Source organism: Nocardioides sp. GCM10030259, assembly GCF_042666375.1.
GTDB lineage: Bacteria > Actinomycetota > Actinomycetes > Propionibacteriales > Nocardioidaceae > Nocardioides.
Genome location: NZ_JBHTDF010000026.1, coordinates 45,377 through 66,780 on the forward strand (window position 1 = coordinate 45,377; position 21,404 = coordinate 66,780).

Genomic DNA, 21,404 nt, shown 5'->3' on the forward strand with positions numbered 1-21,404 from the left:
GCGGTCAGCGCCTGGGCTTGACCTTGGCGGTGGCCTTCGACGTGGCCGATGCCGTGACGTATCCAGCCTTCCGGCCCGTCACCCGCACCGAGATCCGCTTGCCCCGGTCCTTGGCGACCAGCACGTACCGCGACTTCTTCGCCTTCGTGATCGCCTTGCCGTTGCGCAGCCACTGGTACCCGAGCGTGACCCCGGCCGGCTGCCACGCGCCCGGCCGGGCCGTGAGCCGCTTGCCCACCCGGGCGGTGCCCTTGATCACGGGCTTCGCGGCGGTGATCGCGCTCGGCTGCGGCGCCGGAGGCGGCGGCAGCGGGGCGGGTGCCGGTGGCGGCGCCGTGCCGCCCGGCAGAGCGGGGGCCGGGTCGCAGGTGTAGATGACGATGTCGTCGAGGAACCAGCCGACGCCGGCCACCCCGTTGTCGGCAGCCAGCCGGAAGCTCGGGGTGACGGTCGTCCCGGCGAAGGCGCTCAGGTCCAGCCGGCTGGCGATCACGGATTGTGTGTGCCCGGAGAAGGCGAGCTGGCCGCCCGCCGGATTCCCGAACCGATCGTCGAGCACGTCGGTCGGTCCGTTGACCCACGGCATCGACGCGGCGTTGGCTCCGTTGACGCGTACGGTGCCGCCGTCGTAGAAGGTGTAGTCGCCGTTGAACTCGGAGTCGAACAGCCGCCACTGGTAGAAGTGCAGGTAGCTCGCCTGGCCGGCGGGCAGGGCGACGCCCGTCCGGAGCGTGAGCCTGCTGTCCGTGATGTCGTCGGGGTCGGTGGAGTACCAAGTGCTGTCACCGGTGTGTGCCTTGCTCCCCCAGCCCGCGAGCTGGCCGTACGCCCAGGTCGGACCGGGCTGGAACAACGAGGAGGCGTCACCGCGCCCGTCGACGAGCACTCGCTGCGTCGTCCCGGCCGGGCAGGTGGCGGGAGCGTCGACCGGCGTCCCGAAGGGAGCCGACCTCATCTCGGTGGCCGCGACGCCGGCCGCAACACTTGCGCAGTCGCTGGCGACGAACTCACCCGCGGCGACCAGGTCGGCGCAGGACTGCTCGAGGACGTCGGCCAGGTCGGCGTAGTCCGCGCCGGTGCTCAGGGAGACGAGCACGTCGAAGTACAGGGCGGCCGACTTGGCCAGGGTCGGGTCCGCGCCGTCGATGCCGTCGACCGTGACGCCGTTGAAGGTGCCGCCCTGCGAGATCAGGTACGCCGTGTGGTTGCCGACGCCGCTGTTGATGTGGACGCCGCCGTTGTCGAGGACGCCGTCGACGCTGTACAGCTCGCTGGTCATCCGGTCGGGCTGGTCGAAGTCCGGCGGGTCGGCGAGGTTGCGGATGGCCCCGCCCGGGATCTCCTCGCCCAGGTCCCAGACGTCGGGGGGCTCGCCGGGGGTGTCGCTCCGCTGGTCCACGATCTCGCCCATGATGTCGGCGATCGACTCGTTGATGGCGCCGGACTGGCCCCAGTAGAAGAGCTCGGAGAACTGGTCGATGACGCCGTGGGTCATCTCGTGGCCGACCACGTCGTCCGCGCCCGCGTAGCCGGCCCCGTAGTACATCTGGCTGCCGTTCCAGAACGCGTTCGGGTAGGGGCACGGGTTGGCCGTGCCGGTGTAGCACCAGCGCACCGTCGACGCGAGCCGCGGGATGCCGCCGACATCGATCCCGAGCAGGTCGGTCATGTCGATGCCACCGACCTGGCTGTAGAAGCCCGAGACGATCCCACTCAGGTCGAAGGCCGAGTTGACGTCCGCCACCGCGCTCGTCCCGCTGGTCTCCGTGCGGGCGAATCCCGAGGTGCACGCGACGTCGGTGGAGCGCCGGACGTTGTTGTTGTTGCACACCACGCGATCGATCTGCTGGTTCTCGTCGATGTCGAGGGCGATCGTGCCGTCCTGGTCGTCGACGAGGACGAGGTGCCGCACGGCGCCGCGGTCGGACACCTCGATGCGCCACACGCCGCCCGCGGGGCGGTAGTCCGGCTGGCCGAGCGCAGCGGGATCGAACAGCCAGCGACCCCGGCTCGTCGCCCGGAGGCCGGTCGCCCCGGTGTCACGCCGCACGACCTGGACGGCGGCGTCGACCGCAGCCTGCTCGGTCACCTCCGCGTCGTCGACCTCCGTCTGGGTGGTCGTCGTCGACTGCAGCGACGACAGGCTGTTGTCGGTGCGCAGCCCGACGACGACCTGGCCGCCGATGACCGGCACGCCGTCGACCTGCTGCTGGTACCGGGCGACCTCGCCCGCCAGGGTCGACTGCACCGAGGTGCGCTCGACCGTGGTGCCCGGTTGCGCCGTGCCGACGGCCGCGCCGTACCGCCTCACGGCGGCGTCGGCCGCCGCACCGGCGCCCATCGACGGGTCGACGCCCGGGTGGTCGACCTCGCCGCGTGCGGGCACGCCGACGAACTCCGCCGTGCCGTCCGGTGCCTCACGGACCGTGAGCGGCCGGTCGGCGTCCTGGTCGAGCCGCGCGAGCGCCTGGCTCTCGGGATCGGGCGCAGCGTTCGCAGGGCCGCCGACGGCGACCAGGGATCCGATGGCGAGGACCAGCGCGACCAGCCACGCGGGTCCGGCCTTCGCAGGCACCAGGACACTCCCGAGAGTGGACGGTTGGACCCCTCGACTGTACGTGGTCGAAATGAGGCTGACCCGCCAGGAGGTTCCTGACGGGTCAGCGCGGAGCTCGTGACGACGCGGCTCAGAGGCCGACGGCTCGCTTCAGCGCCTCGGCGCGGTCGGTCTTCTCCCAGGTGAACTCGGGGAGCTCGCGGCCGAAGTGGCCGTACGCCGCGGTCTTGGCGTAGATCGGGCGGAGCAGGTCGAGGTCGCGGATGATCGCGGCGGGGCGGAGATCGAACACCTCGAGGACCGCCTGCTGGATCTTCTCGTCGGCCACGGTGCCGGTGCCGAAGGTCTCCACGAAGACGCCGACGGGCTGCGCCTTGCCGATGGCGTACGCGACCTGGACCTCGCAGCGCTTCGCGAGGCCGGCGGCGACGACGTTCTTGGCGACCCAGCGCATGGCGTACGCCGCGGAGCGGTCGACCTTCGACGGGTCCTTGCCCGAGAAGGCGCCGCCACCGTGACGGGCCATGCCGCCGTAGGTGTCGACGATGATCTTGCGGCCGGTCAGGCCGGCGTCGCCCATCGGGCCGCCGACGACGAAGCGACCGGTCGGGTTGACCAGCAGGCGGTAGCCCTCGGAGGGGAGGTCGAAGCCGGCGAGCACGGGGTCGATGACGTGCTTCTTGACGTCGGCCTCGAGCGTGTCGAGCTGGGTGTCGTCGTCGTGCTGCGAGGACAGCACGACGGTGTCGACGCGCAGCGGCCGGTTGTCCTCGTCGTACTCGATGGTGACCTGGGTCTTCCCGTCGGGACGGAGGTAGGGCAGCGTGCCGTCCTTGCGGACGAACGTGAGGCGCTCCGCGAGGCGCTGCGCCATCACGATCGGCAGCGGCATGAGCACGTCGGTGTCGTCGCAGGCGTAGCCGAACATCAGGCCCTGGTCGCCCGCGCCCTGCTTGTCCATGGCATCGGTCGAGCCGGTGCGGCTCTCGTGGCCGGTGTCGACGCCCTGGGCGATGTCGCCGGACTGGCCGCCGATCGCGACCATGACGCCGCAGGAGGCGCCGTCGAAGCCCTTGAGCGAGGAGTCGTAGCCGATCTCGAGGATCCGGTCCCGGACCTTCTGCTTGATGTCGACGTAGCCGGTCGTCGTGACCTCGCCGGCGACGACGACCAGGCCGGTCGTCAGCAGCGTCTCGACGGCCACCCGGCTGTGCGGGTCCTGCTCGAGCATCGCGTCGAGGACCGAGTCGCTGATCTGGTCGGCGATCTTGTCCGGGTGCCCCTCGGTCACCGACTCTGACGTGAAGAGACGTCCGGTCACTGTTGCTCCTTGCTTCGGGTTTTGTCGGGGCACACCATATCCGGCGTCCCGCATGTCGGGATGAGGGTCTCGCGGTTCTTCATCGGAGCCGGGAGACGACCTGGTCCCAGATGACGTGCGCGAGCGCCGCCTTGGGGCCATGGGGTACGTCGACGACGCCGTCGGCAGCGAGGATCATCGCCTCGTTGTGGGGGCTGCCGAAGACGGCTCCCCCGCTGACGTCGTTGACGACGAGCAGGTCGCAGCCCTTGCGGGCCAGCTTCGCGCGGGCGAGCTCGAGGACCGAACCGGTGTCGTCGCCGGTCTCGGCGGCGAATCCGACGATCACCTGGCCCGCGCGCGCCCGCTCGGTGCTGATCTCGAGGAGGATGTCGGGGTTCTGGGTCAGCTCGATCGGCGGCGCCGAGCCGTCGGCGGCCTTCTTGATCTTGGCGTCGCTGACGGCGGTCGGCCGGAAGTCGGCCGGCGCGGCGGCCATGACGACCGCGTCGGCGGACGCGGTGGCGGCGACGACCTCCTGGCGCAGCTGCTCGGTGGTCTCCACGCGCACCACCTTGACGCCCGCCGGGTCGGGCAGGGTCACGTTGGCGGCGACGAGCGTGACCTCGGCGCCACGGGCCGCGGCAGCGCGCGCGAGCGCGTAGCCCTGGAGCCCCGAGGAGCGGTTGCCGAGGAAGCGGACCGGGTCGAGGTACTCCCGCGTGCCGCCCGCGGAGACGACCACGTGGCGGCCGGCCAGGTCGAGGCTCGACGTGCCCCGATCGAGGAGGTCGCGGCAGACGTCGAAGATCTCCTCGGGGTCGGGCAGCCGGCCCTTGCCGGTGTCCTTGCCGGTGAGCCGGCCCTCCGCGGGCTCGATGACGAGGGCGCCGCGGTCACGCAGGGTGGCGACGTTGGCGCCGGTGGCGGGGTGCTCCCACATCTCGGTGTGCATCGCCGGTGCGAACACCACGGGGCAGCGGGCCGTCAGCAGGGTGCTCGTGAGCAGGTCGTCGGCCTGGCCGTGCGCCGCCTTGGCGAGCAGGTCGGCCGTTGCCGGGGCCACGACGACGAGGTCGGCCTCCTGGCCGATCCGGACGTGCGGCACCTCGTGCACCCCGGTCCACACGTCGGTGGCGACCGGCTTGCCCGAGAGCGCGGCCCAGGTCGGGGCGCCGACGAACTCGAGGGCCGCCGCGGTCGGGACGACCGTCACGTCGTGCCCGGACTCCGTGAACAGCCGGAGCAGCTCGCAGGCCTTGTACGCCGCGATGCCGCCCGAGACCCCGAGGACGACCCTGGTCAGGGAAGTGCCCCCGACGCTCAGGCGTCGCCGGCGTCGGCGGCGGCAGCCTGCGCGGCGGCCTCCTCGGCGGCGAGCTCGGCGGGGTCGATGTCCTCGCAGACCAGCAGGTCGTCGTTGATCTCGCGGAGCGCGATCGAGAGCGGCTTCTCCTGGACGTGCGTGTCGACGAGCGGGCCGACGTACTCCAGCAGGCCCTCACCGAGCTGCGAGTAGTAGGCGTTGATCTGCCGGGCGCGCTTGGCGCTGAACAGGACCAGCTTGTACTTGCTGTCGGTCTTGGTGAGCAGGTCGTCGATCGAGGGGTTGGTGACGCCCTCGGCGGCGATGTTGGGGGCAGACACGCGTGAGCCTCACTGGTCGGTTGGGGTTTGCGTCATCAAGGCTACCAACTCCTCCGCGGCAGCGTGAACTTCGTGGTTGACGATGCTCACGTCGAACTCCGCCTCGGCGGCCAGCTCGTGACGCGCGGTCTCGAGCCGGCGCTCGCGCTCCTCCTCGGTCTCGGTGCCGCGGCCGACGAGCCGGCGCACGAGCTCCTCCCAGGAGGGCGGCTTGAGGAACACGAAGAGCGCCTCGGGCATCGAGTCGCGGACCTGGCGGGCTCCCTGGAGGTCGATCTCCAGCATGGCCGGCCGTCCGGCGGCGAGCGCCTCCTCGACCGGCTGGCGCGGGGTGCCGTAGCGGGCGGCCTTGTGGACCACCGCCCACTCGAGGAGCTCGCCGCGCTCGACCATCTCGTCGAAGCGGGCGTCGTCGACGAACCAGTAGTGGACGCCGTCCTGCTCCCCCGGCCGCGGCGCGCGCGTCGTCGCCGAGACGGACAGCCAGACCTCGGGGTGCCGCCGGCGCACGTCGGCCGCCACGGTGCCCTTGCCCACGGCCGTGGGGCCGGCGAGGACCACCAGGCGCGAGCGTCGCGCGTCAGTCACGCGCGGCGAACTCCTTCTCGAGCGCCGCGACCTGCTTGGTGCCCAGGCCGCGGACCCGGCGGCTCTCGGCGATCCCGAGCTTCTCCATCAGCTGGCGGGCGCGGACCTTGCCGAGGCCCGGCATGGACTGCAGCAGGTCGATGACCTTCATCTTGCCGATGACCTCGTTGCGCTGGCCCTCCTCGATCACCTCGGAGATCGAGGCGCCCGAGTTCTTCAGACGGTTCTTGACCTCGGCACGCTCCCTCCGGGAGGCGGCGGCCTTGTCGAGAGCCGCCTGGCGTTGTTCGGGAGTGAGCGGAGGCAGAGCCACGAGTGTGGGTCCTTCTGGTCGAGATCGATGGAGGGCCGAGAGCAGCAATCTAGTCAGAACCGTCTCGGACCAGCAATCTGGGTCAGAGCGTCAGCGGCGTCTTGCAGACGTCTCGCGCCTGCTGGTCGAGAGCCTGCAGCGCCTGCGCCGTCTCGGCGCTCCCGAGCCGCGAGGCGGCCGCCGCGATCTCCTGCTGCTCGGCCTCGCCGAGCCCGGCGGGCGGCGATTCGGGGTCGTACGTCGCGGGGTCGACGCCCGCGTCGTCGAGCGCCTGCTCGAGCCCCTCGACGCTGCTGACGACCTGCTGCCACTCGTCGGAGATGTCCGACGGCGCCTCGTCCTGGAGCTCACGGAAGATGTCGAGCGCCTGGATCAGCGCATCCGGGCTGCCCCCGCCGACGATCTCGCTGAGCTCCTCCTGCCGCTCGGCGACCGCGTCGCAGTAGGCGTCGCCGTCGTCACCACAGCCGCCCAGCAGCACCACGGCCAGGAGCAGGACGAGGAGTCGCCTCACGAACGCAGCTCGTCGTTGGTGCGTCGTACGGCGTCGCGCATCGCGGCGACGTCGGGACCGACCGCCAGGACCTCGCGCGAGGAGCTCGGCAGGACGGCCGGATCGGCGCCGAAGATCCGGCGCAGGTCGGCGGTGGTGCCGCCCTGCGCGCCGTACCCGGGCGCGAGGATCGGCCCGTTGAACGCGAAGTCCTCCTCGACGTCGCCGATGGTCGCGCCGATGACCGCACCGAACGACCCGAGCGGCGTAGCGTCGGCGTTCAGCCGGCGCAGGTGGGCGAGCACGCCCCCGGCGACCGTGCCGCCGTCGTCGGCGCGGGCGTGCTGGACCTCGGGCCCCTCCTTGTTGGAGGTCAGCGCGAGCACGAACACACCCGCGTCGTGCTTGCGGGCGGTGTCGATCATCGGGTCGAGGGAGCCGAACCCGAGGTACGGGCTGGCCGTGATCGCGTCGGAGGCGAGCGGCGAGGTCGGGTCGAGGTAGGCGTCGGCGTACGCCTGGCTGGTCGAGCCGATGTCGCCGCGCTTCACGTCGAGCAGCACCAGCGCGCCGGCGGACCGCGACTCGGCGATCACCCGCTCCAGGACGGCGACGCCGCGGCTGCCGAAGCGCTCGTAGAACGCCGACTGCGGCTTCACGACCGAGACGTGCGGCGCGACCGCCTCGACGACCGTCAGCGCGAACCGCTCCAGGCCGGCCACGTCGTCGTCGAGACCCCAGCCGTGCAGCAGCGCGGCGTGCGGGTCGATGCCGACGCAGAACGGGCCGCGGGCCTCGATCGCCGCGTGCAGGCGGGCTCCGAACGTCATCAGTTCTCCTCGCTGGTCCGTGCGGCGGTGGGAGATCCACCGAACTCCGAGCGCAGGAGGTGGAGCAGCCACCGCCTGCCCGGGTCGGCGCCCGGGGGCGGTGGGAGATCCACCGTCCGCGGCCTCGGGAAGGTGGAGGAGCCACCGCCGCCCGGCGTCACCCGGCGACTCCCCTGATGATCCGGCGGGGCCACAGCGGCCCCTCGTAGATGAATGCGGTGTAACCCTGGAGCAGGGTCGCGCCGGCGTCGAGGCGGGCGCGGGCGTCGTCGACGGTGGTGATGCCGCCGACGCCGATCAGCGTGAGGTCCGGGCCGACCCGGCCGCGCAGCAGGCGCAGCACCTCGAGGGAGCGCTCGGTGAGCGGGCGGCCGGAGAGGCCGCCGGCGCCGATCTCCTCGACGCGCGCGGCCGGCGTGCTCAGGCCGGCGCGCGAGATCGTGGTGTTGGTGGCGATGATGCCGTCGAGCCCGATCGCGAGCGCGAGGTCGGCGACGCCGAGCACGTCGTCGTCGGCCAGGTCGGGCGCGATCTTCACCAGCAGCGGGACGCCGTGCGCGACGTGCTGGACCGCCGTCAGGATCGGCTCGAGCTTCTCGACGGCCTGGAGGTTGCGCAGGCCGGGGGTGTTCGGCGAGCTGACGTTGACGACCAGGTAGTCCGCGAACGGCGCGAGCAGCCGGGCCGACTTCACGTAGTCGCGCACGGCCTCGTCCTCGGGGACGACCTTGCTCTTGCCGATGTTGATCCCGAGGACCGGCCCGCTGTGGTCGATCTCGCTACGGCCGCGGTCGCGCATGGCCAGCCGGACCGCCACGGCCTCGGCGCCGTCGTTGTTGAACCCCATCCGGTTCACGACCGCGCGGTCGTCGGGGAGCCGGAAGAGCCGGGGCGTCGGGTTGCCGGGCTGCGCCTCGCCGGTGACCGTGCCGACCTCGACGTGACCGAACCCGAGGGCACCGAGCGCGTCGATGCCGACCGCGTTCTTGTCGAAGCCGGCGGCCAGGCCGAGCACGTTGGGGAAGGTCAGCCCCATCGCGCGCACCGGCGTCCCCGGCGTACGCCTCAGGCCGGCAGCGGGCCGCGCTGCCCGGATCGCCCGGAACGCCGTGTGGTGCGCCCGCTCCGGATCGGTCCGGCTCAGGACGCGGTCGAAGAGGGCGCGGTAGACCTCAACCACCGTGGGCTGCCCAGTCCTGCAGCGACATGACGCCGATGTCGCCACGCTCGAGCGCCTCGATGCCCTGCACGGCCGCGCCGAGGCCCTGCACCGTGGTGATGCACGGGATGTTGGCCATCACCGCGGCGGTGCGGATCTCGTAGCCGTCGAGGCGGGCGGACCCACCGGAGCCGGAGCCGTGCGGGGTGTTGATCACCAGGTCGATCTCGCCGTCGAGGATCAGCTGCACGGTGGTCTTCTCGCCGTTCGGACCCTCGCCCTCCCAGTGCTTGCGCACGATGTCGGCCTGCACGCCGTTGCGGCGCAGCACCTCGGCGGTGCCCTGCGTGGCGAGGATCTGGAACCCGTGGTCGGCGAGGACCTTGATCGGGAAGATCATCGTGCGCTTGTCGCGGTTGGCCATCGAGACGAAGACCCGGCCGCCGGTCGGCAGTGGGCCGAACGCGCCGGCCTGCGCCTTCGCGAACGCGCTGCCGAAGTCGGCGTCGAGGCCCATCACCTCGCCGGTCGACTTCATCTCCGGCCCGAGCACCGTGTCGACCTGGCGCCCGTCGGGGGTGCGGAACCGGTTGAACGGCATCACGGCCTCCTTGACCGCGATCGGCTGGTCGGGCGGCAGCGTGCCGCCGTCGCCCGACGCCGGCAGGATGCCGGCGGTGCGCAGCGAGGCGATCGACTCCCCCATCATCACCCGGGCCGCCGCCTTCGCAAGGGGTGTCGCGGTCGCCTTGGAGACGAACGGGACGGTCCGGCTGGCGCGCGGGTTGGCCTCGAGCACGTAGAGGACGTCGGAGCCGAGCGCGTACTGGATGTTGAGCAGCCCGCGCACACCGACGCCACGGGCGATCGCCTCGGTGGCCTCGCGGATCCGGCCGATCTCGCTGTCCCCCAGCGTGATCGGCGGCAGCGCGCACGACGAGTCGCCGGAGTGGATGCCGGCCTCCTCGATGTGCTCCATGACGCCGCCGAGGAAGAGCTCCTCGCCGTCGTAGAGCGCGTCGACGTCGATCTCGACGGCGTCGTCGATGAACCGGTCGACCAGCACTGGATGCTCCGGGCTGATCTCGGTCGCCCGCTCGATGTAGCCCTCCAGCGCTGCGTCGTCGTACACGATCTCCATGCCGCGGCCGCCGAGCACGTACGACGGGCGCACCAGCACCGGGTAGCCGATCTCGGCCGCGACCCCCTGGGCCTCGCGGAAGCTCGTCGCGAGCCCGTGCTTGGGCGCCGGCAGCCCGGCCTGGGCGAGCACGTGCCCGAACGCGCCCCGCTCCTCGGCGAGGTGGATCGCCTCGGGCGAGGTGCCGACGATCGTGACGCCGTTGTCCTTGAGCGCCTGCGCGAGCCCCAGCGGCGTCTGGCCGCCGAGCTGGCAGATCACGCCCGCGACCGGGCCGGCCTGCTCCTCGGCGTGCACGACCTCGAGCACGTCCTCCAGCGTCAGCGGCTCGAAGTAGAGGCGGTCGGAGGTGTCGTAGTCGGTCGAGACGGTCTCGGGGTTGCAGTTGACCATCACCGTGTCGTAGCCCGCCTCGGAGAGCGCGAGCGAGGCGTGGACGCAGGAGTAGTCGAACTCGATGCCCTGCCCGATCCGATTGGGCCCGGAGCCCAGGATGATCACGGCTGGCCGCTCGCGCGGGGCGACCTCGGTCTCCTCGTCGTACGACGAGTAGTGGTACGGCGTGGCCGCGGCGAACTCGGCCGCACAGGTGTCGACCGTCTTGTAGACCGGGCGGATGCCGAGCGCGTGGCGCACGCCGCGGACGACGTCGGCGCTCATGCCGCGGATCTTGCCGATCTGCACGTCGGAGAAGCCGTGCCGCTTGGCCTTGCGCAGCAGCCCGGGCGTCAGCTCGGGTGCGGCGGTGACCTCGGCGGCCACCTCGTTGATCAGCACCAGCTGGTCGACGAACCACGGGTCGATGCCGGTGGCCGCGAAGATCTCCTCCGGCGTCGCGCCCGCCCGGATCGCGTCCATGACCTTCTTCAGCCGGCCGTCGTGCGGCGTGCGGATCGCGTCGAGCAGGGCGGGCTTGTCGAGCTCCACCCACTCCTGGTGCCAGTCGAAGAGCGCGTCCTTGCTCTCCAACGACCGCAGCGCCTTCTGGAGCGCCTCGGTGAAGTTGCGGCCGATCGCCATCGCCTCGCCCACCGACTTCATGTGCGTCGTCAGCGCCGGGTCGGCGCCCGGGAACTTCTCGAACGCGAACCGCGGCACCTTGACCACGACGTAGTCGAGCGTCGGCTCGAAGGCCGCCGGGGTGCTCTGGCCATCCTCTCGGGTGGTGATGTCGTTGGGGATCTCGTCGAGGGTGTAGCCGATCGCGACCTTCGCCGCGATCTTCGCGATCGGGAACCCGGTCGCCTTGGACGCCAGCGCGCTCGACCGGGAGACGCGGGGGTTCATCTCGATGACGATCACCCGGCCGTCGGCCGGGTTGACGGCGTACTGGATGTTGCAGCCGCCGGTGTCGACGCCGACCTCGCGGATGATGCCGATCGCCAGGTCGCGCAGGTGCTGGTACTCGCGGTCGGTGAGCGTCATCGCGGGCGCGACCGTGATCGAGTCGCCGGTGTGCACGCCCATCGGGTCGAGGTTCTCGATCGAGCAGACGATGACGACGTTGTCGGCCTTGTCGCGCATCACCTCCAGCTCGTACTCCTTCCACCCGATGATCGACTCCTCGATCAGCACCTCGGTGGTCGGGCTGGCGGCCAGGCCGGCTCCGGCGATCCGGGCGAGGTCGCCCTCGTCGAACGCGATGCCCGATCCGGTGCCGCCCATGGTGAACGACGGGCGCACCACGACCGGGTAGCCGAGCTCGGCGACGGCCTTCTCGCAGTCCTCGAGCGAGTGGCAGACGAAGCTGCGCGCGACCTCGCCGCCGACCTTCTCCACGATCCCGTTGAACAGCTCGCGGTTCTCGCCGCGGTGGATCGCCTCGAAGCTCGCGCCGATCATCTCGACGCCGTACTTCTCCAGCACGCCGCGCTCGTGCAGCGCGATGGCCGCGTTGAGCGCCGTCTGGCCGCCCAGCGTCGGCAGCAGCGCGTCGGGGCGCTCCTTGGCGATGACCTTCTCGACGAACTCCGGCGTGATCGGCTCGACGTACGTCGCGTCGGCGAACTCGGGGTCGGTCATGATCGTCGCGGGGTTGGAGTTCACGAGGACCACCCGCAGGCCCTCGGCCTTCAGCACCCGGCAGGCCTGGGTGCCCGAGTAGTCGAACTCGCAGGCCTGGCCGATGATGATCGGACCGGAGCCGATCACCATCACGCTCTTGATGTCCTCGCGGCGGGGCATCAGGCGTCCTCTCCATTGTCGTGGTGGTTTCGAGACGGTTGCTGCGCAACCTCCTCAACCACCGTGTCGGTGGTTGAGGAAGGCGCGCTGGCGCCTGTCTCGAAACCACCCATGAGGCTCACGAACCGGTCGAAGAGGTACGCCGCGTCGTGCGGGCCGGCGGCTGCCTCGGGGTGGTACTGGACGGAGAAGCCCTTCAGCCTCCCGCCGGCGTCGCGGAGCTCGAGGCCCTCGACCACGTCGTCGTTGAGGCAGACGTGGCTGACGCTCGCCTCGCCGTACGGCGTGCTCGTGCTGCCGTCGAGCGGGGCGTCGACCGCGAATCCATGGTTGTGGGCGGTCACCTCGACCTTGCCGGTGGTGCGGTCCATCACGGGCTGGTTGATGCCGCGGTGGCCGTACTTGAGCTTGTAGGTGCCGAAGCCGAGCGCCCGGCCGAAGAGCTGGTTGCCGAAGCAGATGCCGAAGTACGGGATCCCCGCGGCGAGCGCGCCCTGGAGCACCTCGATCTGGTGGGTCGTCGCGGCCGGGTCGCCGGGGCCGTTGGAGTAGAACAGCCCGTCCGGTGCGACCGCCTTGATCTCGTCGAGCGTCGCGGTCGCCGGCAGCACGTGCACCTCGATGCCGCGCTCGGCCATCCGGTGCGGCGTCATGGTCTTGATGCCGAGGTCGAGAGCCGCGACGGTGAACCTCTTCTCACCCATGGCAGGCACGACGTAGGTCTCCTGTGTGGAGACCTCCGAGGCGAGCTCGGCGCCGGCCATCTCCCCCGCGGCACGCACCCGCTCGAGCAGCGCTGCCGGGTCGCTCTCGGTCGAGGAGATGCCGACCCGCATCGCGCCGCGCTCGCGGAGATGGCGGGTCAGGGCGCGGGTGTCGATGCCGGAGATGCCGACGACGCCCTGCTCGCGCAGCTCGTCGTCGAGCGTGCGGCGTGCCCGCCAGCTCGAGGAGCGGCGAGCGGGGTCGCGCACGACGTACCCGGCCACCCAGATCTTCCTACTCTCCGGGTCCTCGTCGTTGACGCCGGTGTTGCCGATGTGGGGAGCGGTCATCACGACGACCTGGCGGTGGTACGACGGGTCGGTGAGCGTCTCCTGGTAGCCGGTCATGCCGGTGTTGAAGACCGCCTCGCCGAACGTCTCGCCCTCGGCGCCGAAGGGCTCGCCGTGGAAGGTCCGGCCGTCCTCCAGGACCAGGATGGCGGCGCCCATCAGGCCAGCTTCCCGTCGAGCACGGTGGCCTTGCCCCGCAGGAACGTGGCGACCACCCGGCCGGGCAGCTCCATGCCCCGGTAGGGCGTGTTGCGGCTCAGGCTGGCCGACTCGCTCGGGTCGATCGTGCGGGTGGCGGCCGGGTCGTAGAGCACGACGTTGGCGGGCTCACCGATCGCTACCGGACGGCCGTGCTGGTCGGAGACCCGGCCGATGCGAGCCGGGGCGTGGGACATCCGCTCGGCGACGCCGGCCCAGTCGAGCAGTCCGGGGTCGACCATGGTCTGCTGCACGATCGACAGCGCCGTCTCGAGGCCGAGCATGCCGAACGCCGCGGCCGCCCACTCGCAGTCCTTGTCCTCGTGGGGATGCGGCGCGTGATCGGTGGCGACGATGTCGATGGTGCCGTCGGCGAGGCCGGCGCGGAGCGCCTCCGCGTCGGCGGCCGTGCGCAGCGGCGGGTTGACCTTGTAGATCGGGTCGTACGTCGCGGCCAGGTCGTCGGTGAGCAGCAGGTGGTGCGGGCACGCCTCGGCGGTGACCTGGACGCCCTTGGCCTTCGCCCAGCGGATCAGCTCGACCGACCCGGCGGTGGAGACGTGGCAGACGTGCAGGCGCGACCCGACGTGCTCGGCGAGCAGGACATCGCGGGCGATGATCGCCTCCTCGGCGACCGCGGGCCAGCCGGCCAGCCCGAGGCGGCCGGAGAGCTCGCCCTCGTTCATCTGGGCGCCCTCGGTCAGCCGCGGCTCCTGGGCGTGCTGGGCGACGACGCCGTCGAACGCCTTGACGTACTCCAGCGCCCGGCGCATCAGCACCGCGTCGCTCACGCACTTGCCGTCGTCGGAGAAGACCCGGACCCGCGCGGCGGAGTCGGCCATCGCGCCCAGCTCGGCGAGCTGCTCGCCGCGCAGGCCGACGGTGACGGCTCCGACCGGGAAGACGTCGCAGTAGCCCGCCTCGCGGCCGAGCCGCCAGACCTGCTCGACGACGCCGGCGGTGTCGGCGACCGGCTCGGTGTTGGCCATCGCGTGCACCGCGGTGAAGCCGCCCAGGGCGGCAGCCCGGGTGCCGGACTCGACGGTCTCGGCGTCCTCGCGGCCCGGCTCGCGCAGGTGCGTGTGCAGGTCGACGAGGCCGGGCAGCGCGACGAGGCCGGTCGCGTCGATGACCTCGGCTCCCTCGGGGGAGTCGGCAGCGTCGCCGATCACACCGTCGTGGAGCAGCAGGTCGGTCGGTGCACCGCCGAGGACCGAGACGTTCTTGATCAGGTAGGTGGTGCTCACTCTTCTCCTCCGACGGCGGGCGCGCTTCCGCCCAGCAGCAGGTACAGGACGGCCATCCGCACGGCGACGCCGTTGGTGACCTGCTCGACGATGACGGACCGGTCGCTGTCGGCGACGTCCGCGGTGATCTCCATCCCTCGGACCATCGGGCCGGGGTGCATGACGATCGTGTGGTCCTGGAGGGTCGCCATCCGGCGGCCGTCGAGGCCGTAGCGGCGGGAGTACTCGCGGGCGGTCGGGAAGAACCCGCCGCTCATCCGCTCGCGCTGGACCCGCAGCATCATCACGGCGTCGGCCTTCGGGATCACCGCGTCGAGGTCGTAGGAGACCTCGACCGGCCACGTCTCGACGCCGACCGGCAGCAGCGTCGGCGGCGCGACGAGGGTGACCTCGGCCCCGAGCGTGTGCAGCAGCAGCGCGTTGGAGCGGGCGACCCGGCTGTGCAGCACGTCGCCGACCACGGCGACCCGTCGCCCGTCGAGGCTCTTCGTCTTCCCTTGGCCGAGGTGCCGGGTCATCGTGAACGCGTCGAGCAGCGCCTGCGTGGGGTGCTCGTGGGTGCCGTCGCCGGCGTTGACCACGCTGGACCGGACCCACCCGGAGTGGGCGAGGCGGTGCGGGGCGCCGCTGGCGCCGTGGCGTACGACGACCGCGTCGGCGCCCATCGCCTCGAGCGTCAGCGCGGTGTCCTTGAGGCTCTCGCCCTTCGACAGGCTCGAGCCCTTCGCGGCGAAGTTGATGACGTCGGCCGAGAGCCGCTTGGCGGCCGCCTCGAAGGAGATGCGGGTGCGGGTGGAGTCCTCGAAGAAGAGGTTGACCACGGTGCGGCCGCGCAGTGCGGGCAGCTTCTTGATCGGCCGGTCGGCGAGCTCGCGGAGCTCGGCGGCGGTGCTGAGGATCAGCTCGGCGTCGTCGCGGCTCAGGTCGCCCGCGCTCAGCAGGTGGCGCTTCACTCGACGACCTCCCCCGGGATGCCCTGGATCGTGACCGCGTCGACGTCGTCGACACCCTCCAGCGTGACCTTCACCCGCTCGACCAGGGACGTCGGGAGGTTCTTGCCGACGAAGTCGGCCCGGATCGGCAGCTCCCGGTGGCCGCGGTCGACCAGCACCGCGAGGCGCACCGCCTTGGGGCGGCCGATGTCGTTGAGCGCGTCGAGCGCGGACCGGATCGTGCGGCCGGAGAACAGCACGTCGTCGACCAGCACGACCGTGCGGCCGTCGACGCCGCCGGGCGGGATCTCGGTCGGCAGCAGCGCCCGCGCCGGCTTGAGGCGCAGGTCGTCGCGGTACATCGTCACGTCGAGCGACCCGACCGGCACGGCGTACCCCTCGACGGAGGCGATCCGCTCGGCGATCCGCCGGGCGAGCGGCACGCCGCGGCTGGGGATGCCGAGCAGGACGAGGTCGTCGGCGCCCTTGTTGCGCTCGAGGATCTCGTGGGAGATGCGGGTCAGCGCCCGCTGGATGTCACCGGCGTCGAGGACGACGCGGGCTCCGTCGGACGACGCCGACGGGCTGGGTTGAGGGTGCGCAGGCAACGGCCCCGGACCTCCTTCTCCGCCTCACGGGACGGCTCGTTAAAGGATGTCGATCGGGAGTCACCCTACCCCGCGCTCGGCGCGCGGCCGAACCGGACCGGCCGGCTTCTCACGCGTCGGACACGTCGACCAGGACCTGCCGACCGCGCCGCCCTCGACGGTGCTATTCGCGTCCGCCCATCAGCCGGTCGGTCAGGGCCTGCACGTCGCGGTCGATGTGATCGATCTTCACGATGATGGTGCCGAACTCAGCTCGCAGGACGCCGATCTCGGCGCGCACTGTGCGCAGCGTGAGCGCGATCATCGCCACCACCAGGGCGACGAACCCTCCGATGAGGGTCCAGGTCTGCGCGTCGTCCACCGTGCCAGTCTCCCCCGTGCGGTCGAGTCAGCGCCACCCGCCCGCGGTCCCCTGTGGACGAACTACCCCTCTCAGGGGGCGTCAGTGACGTCGACCAGGACCTTGCCGACCGCGCCGGCCTCGACGGCGTCGTGGGCGGCGGCCGTCTGCTCCAGCGGGTAATGGTGCAGCGGGAGCCCGGCGTCGTCGCCGACCCGCAGGGCCCCGTCGGCGAGCGCGGCGCAGACGTCGTCGACCGCGGCCCGCAGCAGGCCGGCGTCGAGGGTGTAGAGGATCAGGAACTGGAAGCGCAGGTTCTTCCCGAACGCCACCCGCAGCGGCATCGTCATCTCGTCGCCGCCGTTGTTGGCGTAGATCGAGACCAGGCCGTGCACCTTGACGACGTCGAGGTCGAGGCCGACGTTCTGGGCCGGAGCGACCTCGACGGCGATGTCGACGCCGTCGGGCGCGAACGACCGGATGGCGTCGGCCGGGTCGCCGGCCGTGTAGTCCACCGTGTGGTGGGCGCCCGCCGCGACGGCCAGCGCGGCCTTCTCCTCGCTGCTGACGGTCGTGACCACGGTCGCCCCGGCCCAGCGCGCCAACTGGATCGCGGCGTTGCCGACCGCACCCGCGCCGCCGGCGACCAGCACCACGCGCCCCGCCAGTGCACCCGGCCCGAGGCGCGCGGGGCCGAACTCCGACGCGGTCAGCGCGCGGTGCGCCGTCACCGCCGGGACGCCGATGCTGGCGCCGAGGTCGAAGTCGGCGTTGTCGGGCAGCCGTACGACGTTGGCCACCGGCTGCACCGTGTGCTCCGCCGCCGTGCCGTGGGCCCGGCCGTGCTGGGCGAGCACCACCCACACGCGGTCGCCGACCGAGAACCCGGTCACCCCGTCGCCGACCGCGTCGACGACGCCCGCGCCGTCCTGGCCGGGCGTGACCTCGGCGTACCCGCTCATCATGCCGGCGCGGAACTTCCAGTCGGTCGGGTTGACCCCGGCGCGGACGACCCGCACCCGCACCTCCCCCGGCCCGGGCTCGGGCAGGTCACGCTCGACCAGCTGGAGGACGGACGACGGGCCGGTCTCGCGGTAGACGACTGCGCGCATGGCTTCCTCTCGCGGGGGTGGGTACACCACCACTACCAGAGGTAACCCGACCCAGGAGGTTCATCCATGCCCGAGCTCCCCTTCCCCGAGGACGTCCGCGCGCTCCTCGAGAAGCCGAACCCGGCCGTGGTGGCGACGCTGCGCTCCGACGGCGCTCCGGTGACGGTGGCGACCTGGTACGTGCTCGAGGGCGACCGGGTGCTGCTCAACATGGACCACACCCGGGTGCGGCTCGGACATCTCCGGCGCGACCCCCGGCTGAGCCTGACCGTGCTCGACGAGGGCAACTGGTACACCCACGTCTCGCTCGTCGGTCGCGTCGTCGAGACGTACGACGACGAGGACTTCACCGACATCGACCGGCTCAGCCGGCACTACGGCGGGAAGCCGTACCCCAACCACGAGAGCCAGCGCATCAGCGCCTGGATGGAGATCGACCGCTGGCACGGCTGGGGCGCCGCGAAGCACTGACGTCCGTCGGCCCCGGACCCGTCAGCCGCGCGCTGCCCGGTGCGCCCAGACGTGCCCCCACTCGTCGATCTGGATCTGCAGCCGGTCCTGGCCCCGGTCCAGCACGCTGAGAAGCCAGAAGAACGCCCAGATCCCCATCGTGACGACGGTCAGCAGGGCGTGCAGGAAGTGGTTGACACGCGACCGGTACCCCAGCACCGGGCCGTGCGGCCCCTCGAGCACCACGGTGCCACCCTGGTCGACGACCTGTCGCTCGACGGCCAGGGCGAGGCCGCGCTCGAGCCTCTCCGCCGGCAGCGTCGGCCACGTGCTCGGCTGGGCGGCGCCGTGGAGGAGCGCCGGCTGGAGCGAGTACGTCGCGGCGATCCACCGCTTGCCGTCCCAGCGCCGCCACCGCTCGCCGTTCCAGCCGAGGTCGCCGACCGCTCGGTCGGCCGCCTTGCCGCGGCCGGACGGGCGGGCCTGGAGGATGGTCATGGCCTGATGGTAGGCCGTCCCGACGGTGTGGATCGTGGTTTCGAGGCCGCGCGGCTACAGGGCGGCAGCCATCCCTGCGCACGCCTTCAGCCACTGCATCCGGGTGTGCTGCGACAGCTGCGAGTAGGGCACCACCGAGCCGGCCACGAGGGCCGGGTCGTACGGCACGCGGTACACGCCGCGAGTGCGCTGCTGGTAGACGTCGACGAGGTCGGCGGCGAGCTTGCTGTCGACGGTCGCGGACGGGTCGGACAGCACGGTGACGGTCTTGTGCTTGAGGTTCTGGTAGCCGGCGTCCTGGAGGGCGTCGAGCATCCAGAGGCCGCTGTAGCCGGTGTCCTCGCGGACCGTCGACGTGACGACGAGCAGGTCGGCCGCGCCGGCGGCGGCGAGCCAGTTCTCGGCACGCATGTTGTTGCCCGTGTCGATCAGGATGACCCGGTAGAAGCGCTCGAGCAGCTTGTGGATCGCGTCGAAGTCCTGCGCCCGGATCGTGCCGGTCACGTCGGGCCGCTCGTCGGAGGCGAGCACGTCGAAGTGGGCATCGCCCTGGGAGCGCACGAAGGCACCCAGGTCGCCGATGCGCGACTGGTAGACGTCGGTGAACCGCTCGAGGTCCTCCAGCAGCTCCCGCGTGGTGTTGCGGTGGGCGCTGCGAGTGCCGCGGATGCCGAGCGTGCCGCGGGTCTCGTTGTTGTCCCACGCGACGACGCCGCCGCCGCGGACGGTGCCGAACGTGTAGCCGGCCGCGAGCACGCCGGTCGTCTTGGCCGCGCCGCCCTTGGGGTTGATGAAGGCGATCGTGCGCGGGCCGTCGAAGTCGCGCTGGATCAGCCGGCGGTCCTCGACGTACGAGCGCTCCTCGGCGCCCATCTTCGGGTTGACCAGCCCGCCGGTCCAGCGCCGCATCTTGCCGCGCCAACCCCAGTTCGCCGGGCCGAGGTCCTGGTCGGCGTCGCGGCGGTCGAGGAAGTCGGTCGCCGACATGAAGCGCCGCATCTCCGGCTCATCGTCCGTCGGCTCCGGCGGCGCCGCGTGGGCGGCCGGAGCCTCGACCGGCTGCCGCTGCGCCGGCGGCGGGCCGGCGGGCGGCGGGGTCGCGGGCCGGTACGACGGCGGCGGCGCGGTCGGCCGCGAGACGATCTCGGCGCCGGACGCGTCCGGCGTGGGGTCGGTGAGCGGGTCGTCGAGCCCGTCGGTGAGCGGGTCGCCGTACGTCAACGGCTCGCGGCCCCCGGCGCCGCCCTCCCGGGCGTCGCGTCGCGCGGCGTACGCCGCGAAGTCGTCCGGCGTGTACAGCCGGTCACTGGTGTCGTCGGCATCGTGTCGCGAGCCCCCGTGCCATGCTTCCTGCGACATCGTTCCTCCCTCGTCGGCAGGTCGGTCCTGCCCAGCCATCGTCCTTCCCCCAAAACAGATGAGTCACACGCGCGCGAGCGGTTCAGTCACAGGTCGTCGAGCGCCCTGGCGATCGCGCGGTGGAAGGTCGGGTACGCGTACTGCATCTCGCGGAGCGTGGCCACCGGGATCGCCGCGTGGACGGCCGCGGTGAGCAGCCCGATCACCTCCCCACCGTACGGCGCGGCCACGGTCGCGCCGACCAGCACCCCGCGGTCGGCGTCGGCGACCACCTTGACCACGCCCTCGGCCTCGGCGATCCAGCCACGGCTCGACGCGGCGACGTCGGCGTGGCCCACCGCCACCCGGAGCCCGGCGTCCCTGGCCTGCTCCTCGGTCAGCCCGACCGCGCCCACCTCGGGGTCGGTGAACGTCACCCGGCTGATCGCGTGGTGGTCGGCCCACGGCCCGTCCTCGCCGAGCAGGTCCCGCACCGCGATGCGGGCCTGGTAGAGCGAAAGGTGCGTGTAGGCGCCACGACCGGTGACGTCGCCGACCGCCCACAGCCGCTCGGCCGCCCGCATCCGCTCGTCGGTCTCGATGCTGTCGGCCTCGGGGTCGAGGCCGACGGTCTCCAGCCCGAGGTCGGGGAGGCCCATGTCGCGCCCGACGGCGACCAGCAGCCGGGCGGCGGTGAGGGTGTCGTCGTCGACGGTGAGCGTGAACGCGCCGTCGTACCTGACCGCGGTGACCTCCACCCCCGTCCGCACCTCCACCCCGTCGCGGCGCATCGCCGCGCTGACGACCTCGCAGGCCTCGGGCTCCTCGGGGCAGAGCACCCGGTCGCGCATCTCCAGCATCGTCACCCGTGTGCCGAACTTCGCGAACGCCTGCGCCAGCTCGCACCCGATCGGTCCGCCCCCGAGCACCGCCAGCGACGCCGGCGCCTCGGTCTGCCGCATGACGTCGCGGTTGGTCCAGTACGGCGTGCCGTCGAGCCCGTCCAGGTCCGGCACCGCCGGCCGCGTGCCCGTGTTGAGCAGCACCCCCAGGCGGGCGTCGTACGTCGTGCCGTCGATCTGGACCCGGCCCGGGCCCGCCAGTCGACCCTCACCGCGCACGATCCGCACGCCGGCCTCCGCCAGCGGCTCCGCGTGGGAATGGTCGCTCCAGTCGTGGTTGGCCTCGCGGATCCGCCCGGCTGCGCGCGACCACGGGTCGCCGCGCTGGGCGGAGTGGATCAGCAGCTTCGACGGCGTGCAGCCCCAGAACGGGCACTCGCCGCCGACGAGATCGCGCTCGACGCCCACGACCGAGAGGCCGGCCTCGGCGAGCTTGCGGGCGGCGTACTCACCGCCCGAGCCGAGCCCGAGGACGACCACGTCAACGCTCTCGCGAGCCTCCTCCGTCATGC

General features: G+C 72.1%; 20 protein-coding genes. 1 reads left to right on the forward strand and 19 read right to left on the reverse strand.

The annotated features are described in order from the left end of the window. Positions 1-4: 4 nt before the first annotated feature. The 16 genes from ACFQQI_RS23800 to ACFQQI_RS23875 form a co-directional block, all read right to left on the reverse strand. The gene (locus ACFQQI_RS23800) at positions 5-2,575 is read right to left on the reverse strand and encodes a M4 family metallopeptidase (protein ID WP_378569103.1); all 2,571 of its coding nucleotides are present in this window, start codon (positions 2,573-2,575) and stop codon (positions 5-7) included. Between the two features lie 112 nt (positions 2,576-2,687). Continuing rightward, positions 2,688-3,878: a methionine adenosyltransferase gene (gene metK / locus ACFQQI_RS23805; protein ID WP_378569104.1), complete on the reverse strand. Its 1,191-nt coding sequence runs from the start codon at positions 3,876-3,878 to the stop codon at positions 2,688-2,690. Positions 3,879-3,957: 79 nt separating this feature from the next. Next, a complete protein-coding gene (gene coaBC, locus ACFQQI_RS23810) occupies positions 3,958-5,163 on the reverse strand; it encodes a bifunctional phosphopantothenoylcysteine decarboxylase/phosphopantothenate--cysteine ligase CoaBC (RefSeq protein ID WP_378569530.1) in 1,206 nt (401 codons plus the stop codon). Between the two features lie 17 nt (positions 5,164-5,180). Then, positions 5,181-5,504: a DNA-directed RNA polymerase subunit omega gene (gene rpoZ, locus ACFQQI_RS23815; RefSeq protein ID WP_378569105.1), complete on the reverse strand. Its 324-nt coding sequence runs from the start codon at positions 5,502-5,504 to the stop codon at positions 5,181-5,183. Positions 5,505-5,513: 9 nt separating this feature from the next. Continuing rightward, on the reverse strand, positions 5,514-6,092 hold the full coding sequence (gene gmk, locus ACFQQI_RS23820; RefSeq protein WP_378569106.1) for a guanylate kinase: 579 nt from the start codon (positions 6,090-6,092) through the stop codon (positions 5,514-5,516). Further along, entirely contained in the window at positions 6,085-6,405 is a 321-nt protein-coding gene (gene mihF / locus ACFQQI_RS23825; protein ID WP_378569107.1) for an integration host factor, actinobacterial type, read from the reverse strand. The genes gmk and mihF overlap by 8 nt, the downstream gene beginning before the upstream one ends. 82 nt (positions 6,406-6,487) lie before the next feature. Next, the gene (locus ACFQQI_RS23830; protein ID WP_378569108.1) at positions 6,488-6,919 is read right to left on the reverse strand and encodes a hypothetical protein; all 432 of its coding nucleotides are present in this window, start codon (positions 6,917-6,919) and stop codon (positions 6,488-6,490) included. Next, the gene (pyrF, locus tag ACFQQI_RS23835) at positions 6,916-7,728 is read right to left on the reverse strand and encodes an orotidine-5'-phosphate decarboxylase (RefSeq protein ID WP_378569109.1); all 813 of its coding nucleotides are present in this window, start codon (positions 7,726-7,728) and stop codon (positions 6,916-6,918) included. Before pyrF ends, ACFQQI_RS23830 begins: the two co-directional genes overlap by 4 nt. Before the next feature lie 157 nt (positions 7,729-7,885). Then, positions 7,886-8,908 (reverse strand): quinone-dependent dihydroorotate dehydrogenase, encoded by a 1,023-nt coding sequence (locus tag ACFQQI_RS23840; protein WP_378569110.1) that lies wholly within the window; start codon positions 8,906-8,908, stop codon positions 7,886-7,888. Next, positions 8,901-12,212 carry a carbamoyl-phosphate synthase large subunit gene (gene carB / locus ACFQQI_RS23845; protein WP_378569111.1) on the reverse strand — a complete coding sequence of 1,104 codons (3,312 nt, stop codon included), beginning with the start codon at positions 12,210-12,212 and terminating at the stop codon, positions 8,901-8,903. The genes ACFQQI_RS23840 and carB overlap by 8 nt, the downstream gene beginning before the upstream one ends. Continuing rightward, positions 12,212-13,426 carry a glutamine-hydrolyzing carbamoyl-phosphate synthase small subunit gene (gene carA, locus ACFQQI_RS23850; protein ID WP_378569112.1) on the reverse strand — a complete coding sequence of 405 codons (1,215 nt, stop codon included), beginning with the start codon at positions 13,424-13,426 and terminating at the stop codon, positions 12,212-12,214. Before carA ends, carB begins: the two co-directional genes overlap by 1 nt. Beyond that, positions 13,426-14,712: a dihydroorotase gene (locus ACFQQI_RS23855; RefSeq protein ID WP_378569113.1), complete on the reverse strand. Its 1,287-nt coding sequence runs from the start codon at positions 14,710-14,712 to the stop codon at positions 13,426-13,428. The genes carA and ACFQQI_RS23855 overlap by 1 nt, the downstream gene beginning before the upstream one ends. Beyond that, positions 14,709-15,665: an aspartate carbamoyltransferase catalytic subunit gene (locus tag ACFQQI_RS23860; protein ID WP_378569114.1), complete on the reverse strand. Its 957-nt coding sequence runs from the start codon at positions 15,663-15,665 to the stop codon at positions 14,709-14,711. Before ACFQQI_RS23860 ends, ACFQQI_RS23855 begins: the two co-directional genes overlap by 4 nt. Then, complete coding sequence (pyrR, locus tag ACFQQI_RS23865) at positions 15,662-16,252, reverse strand: bifunctional pyr operon transcriptional regulator/uracil phosphoribosyltransferase PyrR (RefSeq protein ID WP_378569115.1); 591 nt, start codon at positions 16,250-16,252, stop codon at positions 15,662-15,664. The genes ACFQQI_RS23860 and pyrR overlap by 4 nt, the downstream gene beginning before the upstream one ends. Before the next feature lie 163 nt (positions 16,253-16,415). Continuing rightward, on the reverse strand, positions 16,416-16,613 hold the full coding sequence (locus ACFQQI_RS23870) for a hypothetical protein (protein ID WP_378569116.1): 198 nt from the start codon (positions 16,611-16,613) through the stop codon (positions 16,416-16,418). Between the two features lie 71 nt (positions 16,614-16,684). Next, the gene (locus ACFQQI_RS23875) at positions 16,685-17,704 is read right to left on the reverse strand and encodes an NADPH:quinone reductase (RefSeq protein ID WP_378569117.1); all 1,020 of its coding nucleotides are present in this window, start codon (positions 17,702-17,704) and stop codon (positions 16,685-16,687) included. 66 nt (positions 17,705-17,770) lie between these two features. On the opposite strand from ACFQQI_RS23875, the gene ACFQQI_RS23880 reads away from it, so the two are divergent. After that, a complete protein-coding gene (locus tag ACFQQI_RS23880) occupies positions 17,771-18,175 on the forward strand; it encodes a PPOX class F420-dependent oxidoreductase (RefSeq protein ID WP_378569118.1) in 405 nt (134 codons plus the stop codon). Between the two features lie 21 nt (positions 18,176-18,196). Here the strand turns inward: ACFQQI_RS23880 and ACFQQI_RS23885 are convergent, their stop codons facing one another. The 3 genes from ACFQQI_RS23885 to ACFQQI_RS23895 form a co-directional block, all read right to left on the reverse strand. After that, the gene (locus ACFQQI_RS23885; RefSeq protein WP_378569119.1) at positions 18,197-18,652 is read right to left on the reverse strand and encodes a hypothetical protein; all 456 of its coding nucleotides are present in this window, start codon (positions 18,650-18,652) and stop codon (positions 18,197-18,199) included. Between the two features lie 54 nt (positions 18,653-18,706). Further along, positions 18,707-20,011 (reverse strand): MinD/ParA family protein, encoded by a 1,305-nt coding sequence (locus ACFQQI_RS23890; RefSeq protein WP_378569120.1) that lies wholly within the window; start codon positions 20,009-20,011, stop codon positions 18,707-18,709. A gap of 86 nt (positions 20,012-20,097) precedes the next feature. After that, positions 20,098-21,402 carry a dihydrolipoyl dehydrogenase family protein gene (locus ACFQQI_RS23895; RefSeq protein WP_378569121.1) on the reverse strand — a complete coding sequence of 435 codons (1,305 nt, stop codon included), beginning with the start codon at positions 21,400-21,402 and terminating at the stop codon, positions 20,098-20,100. Positions 21,403-21,404: the final 2 nt, after the last annotated feature.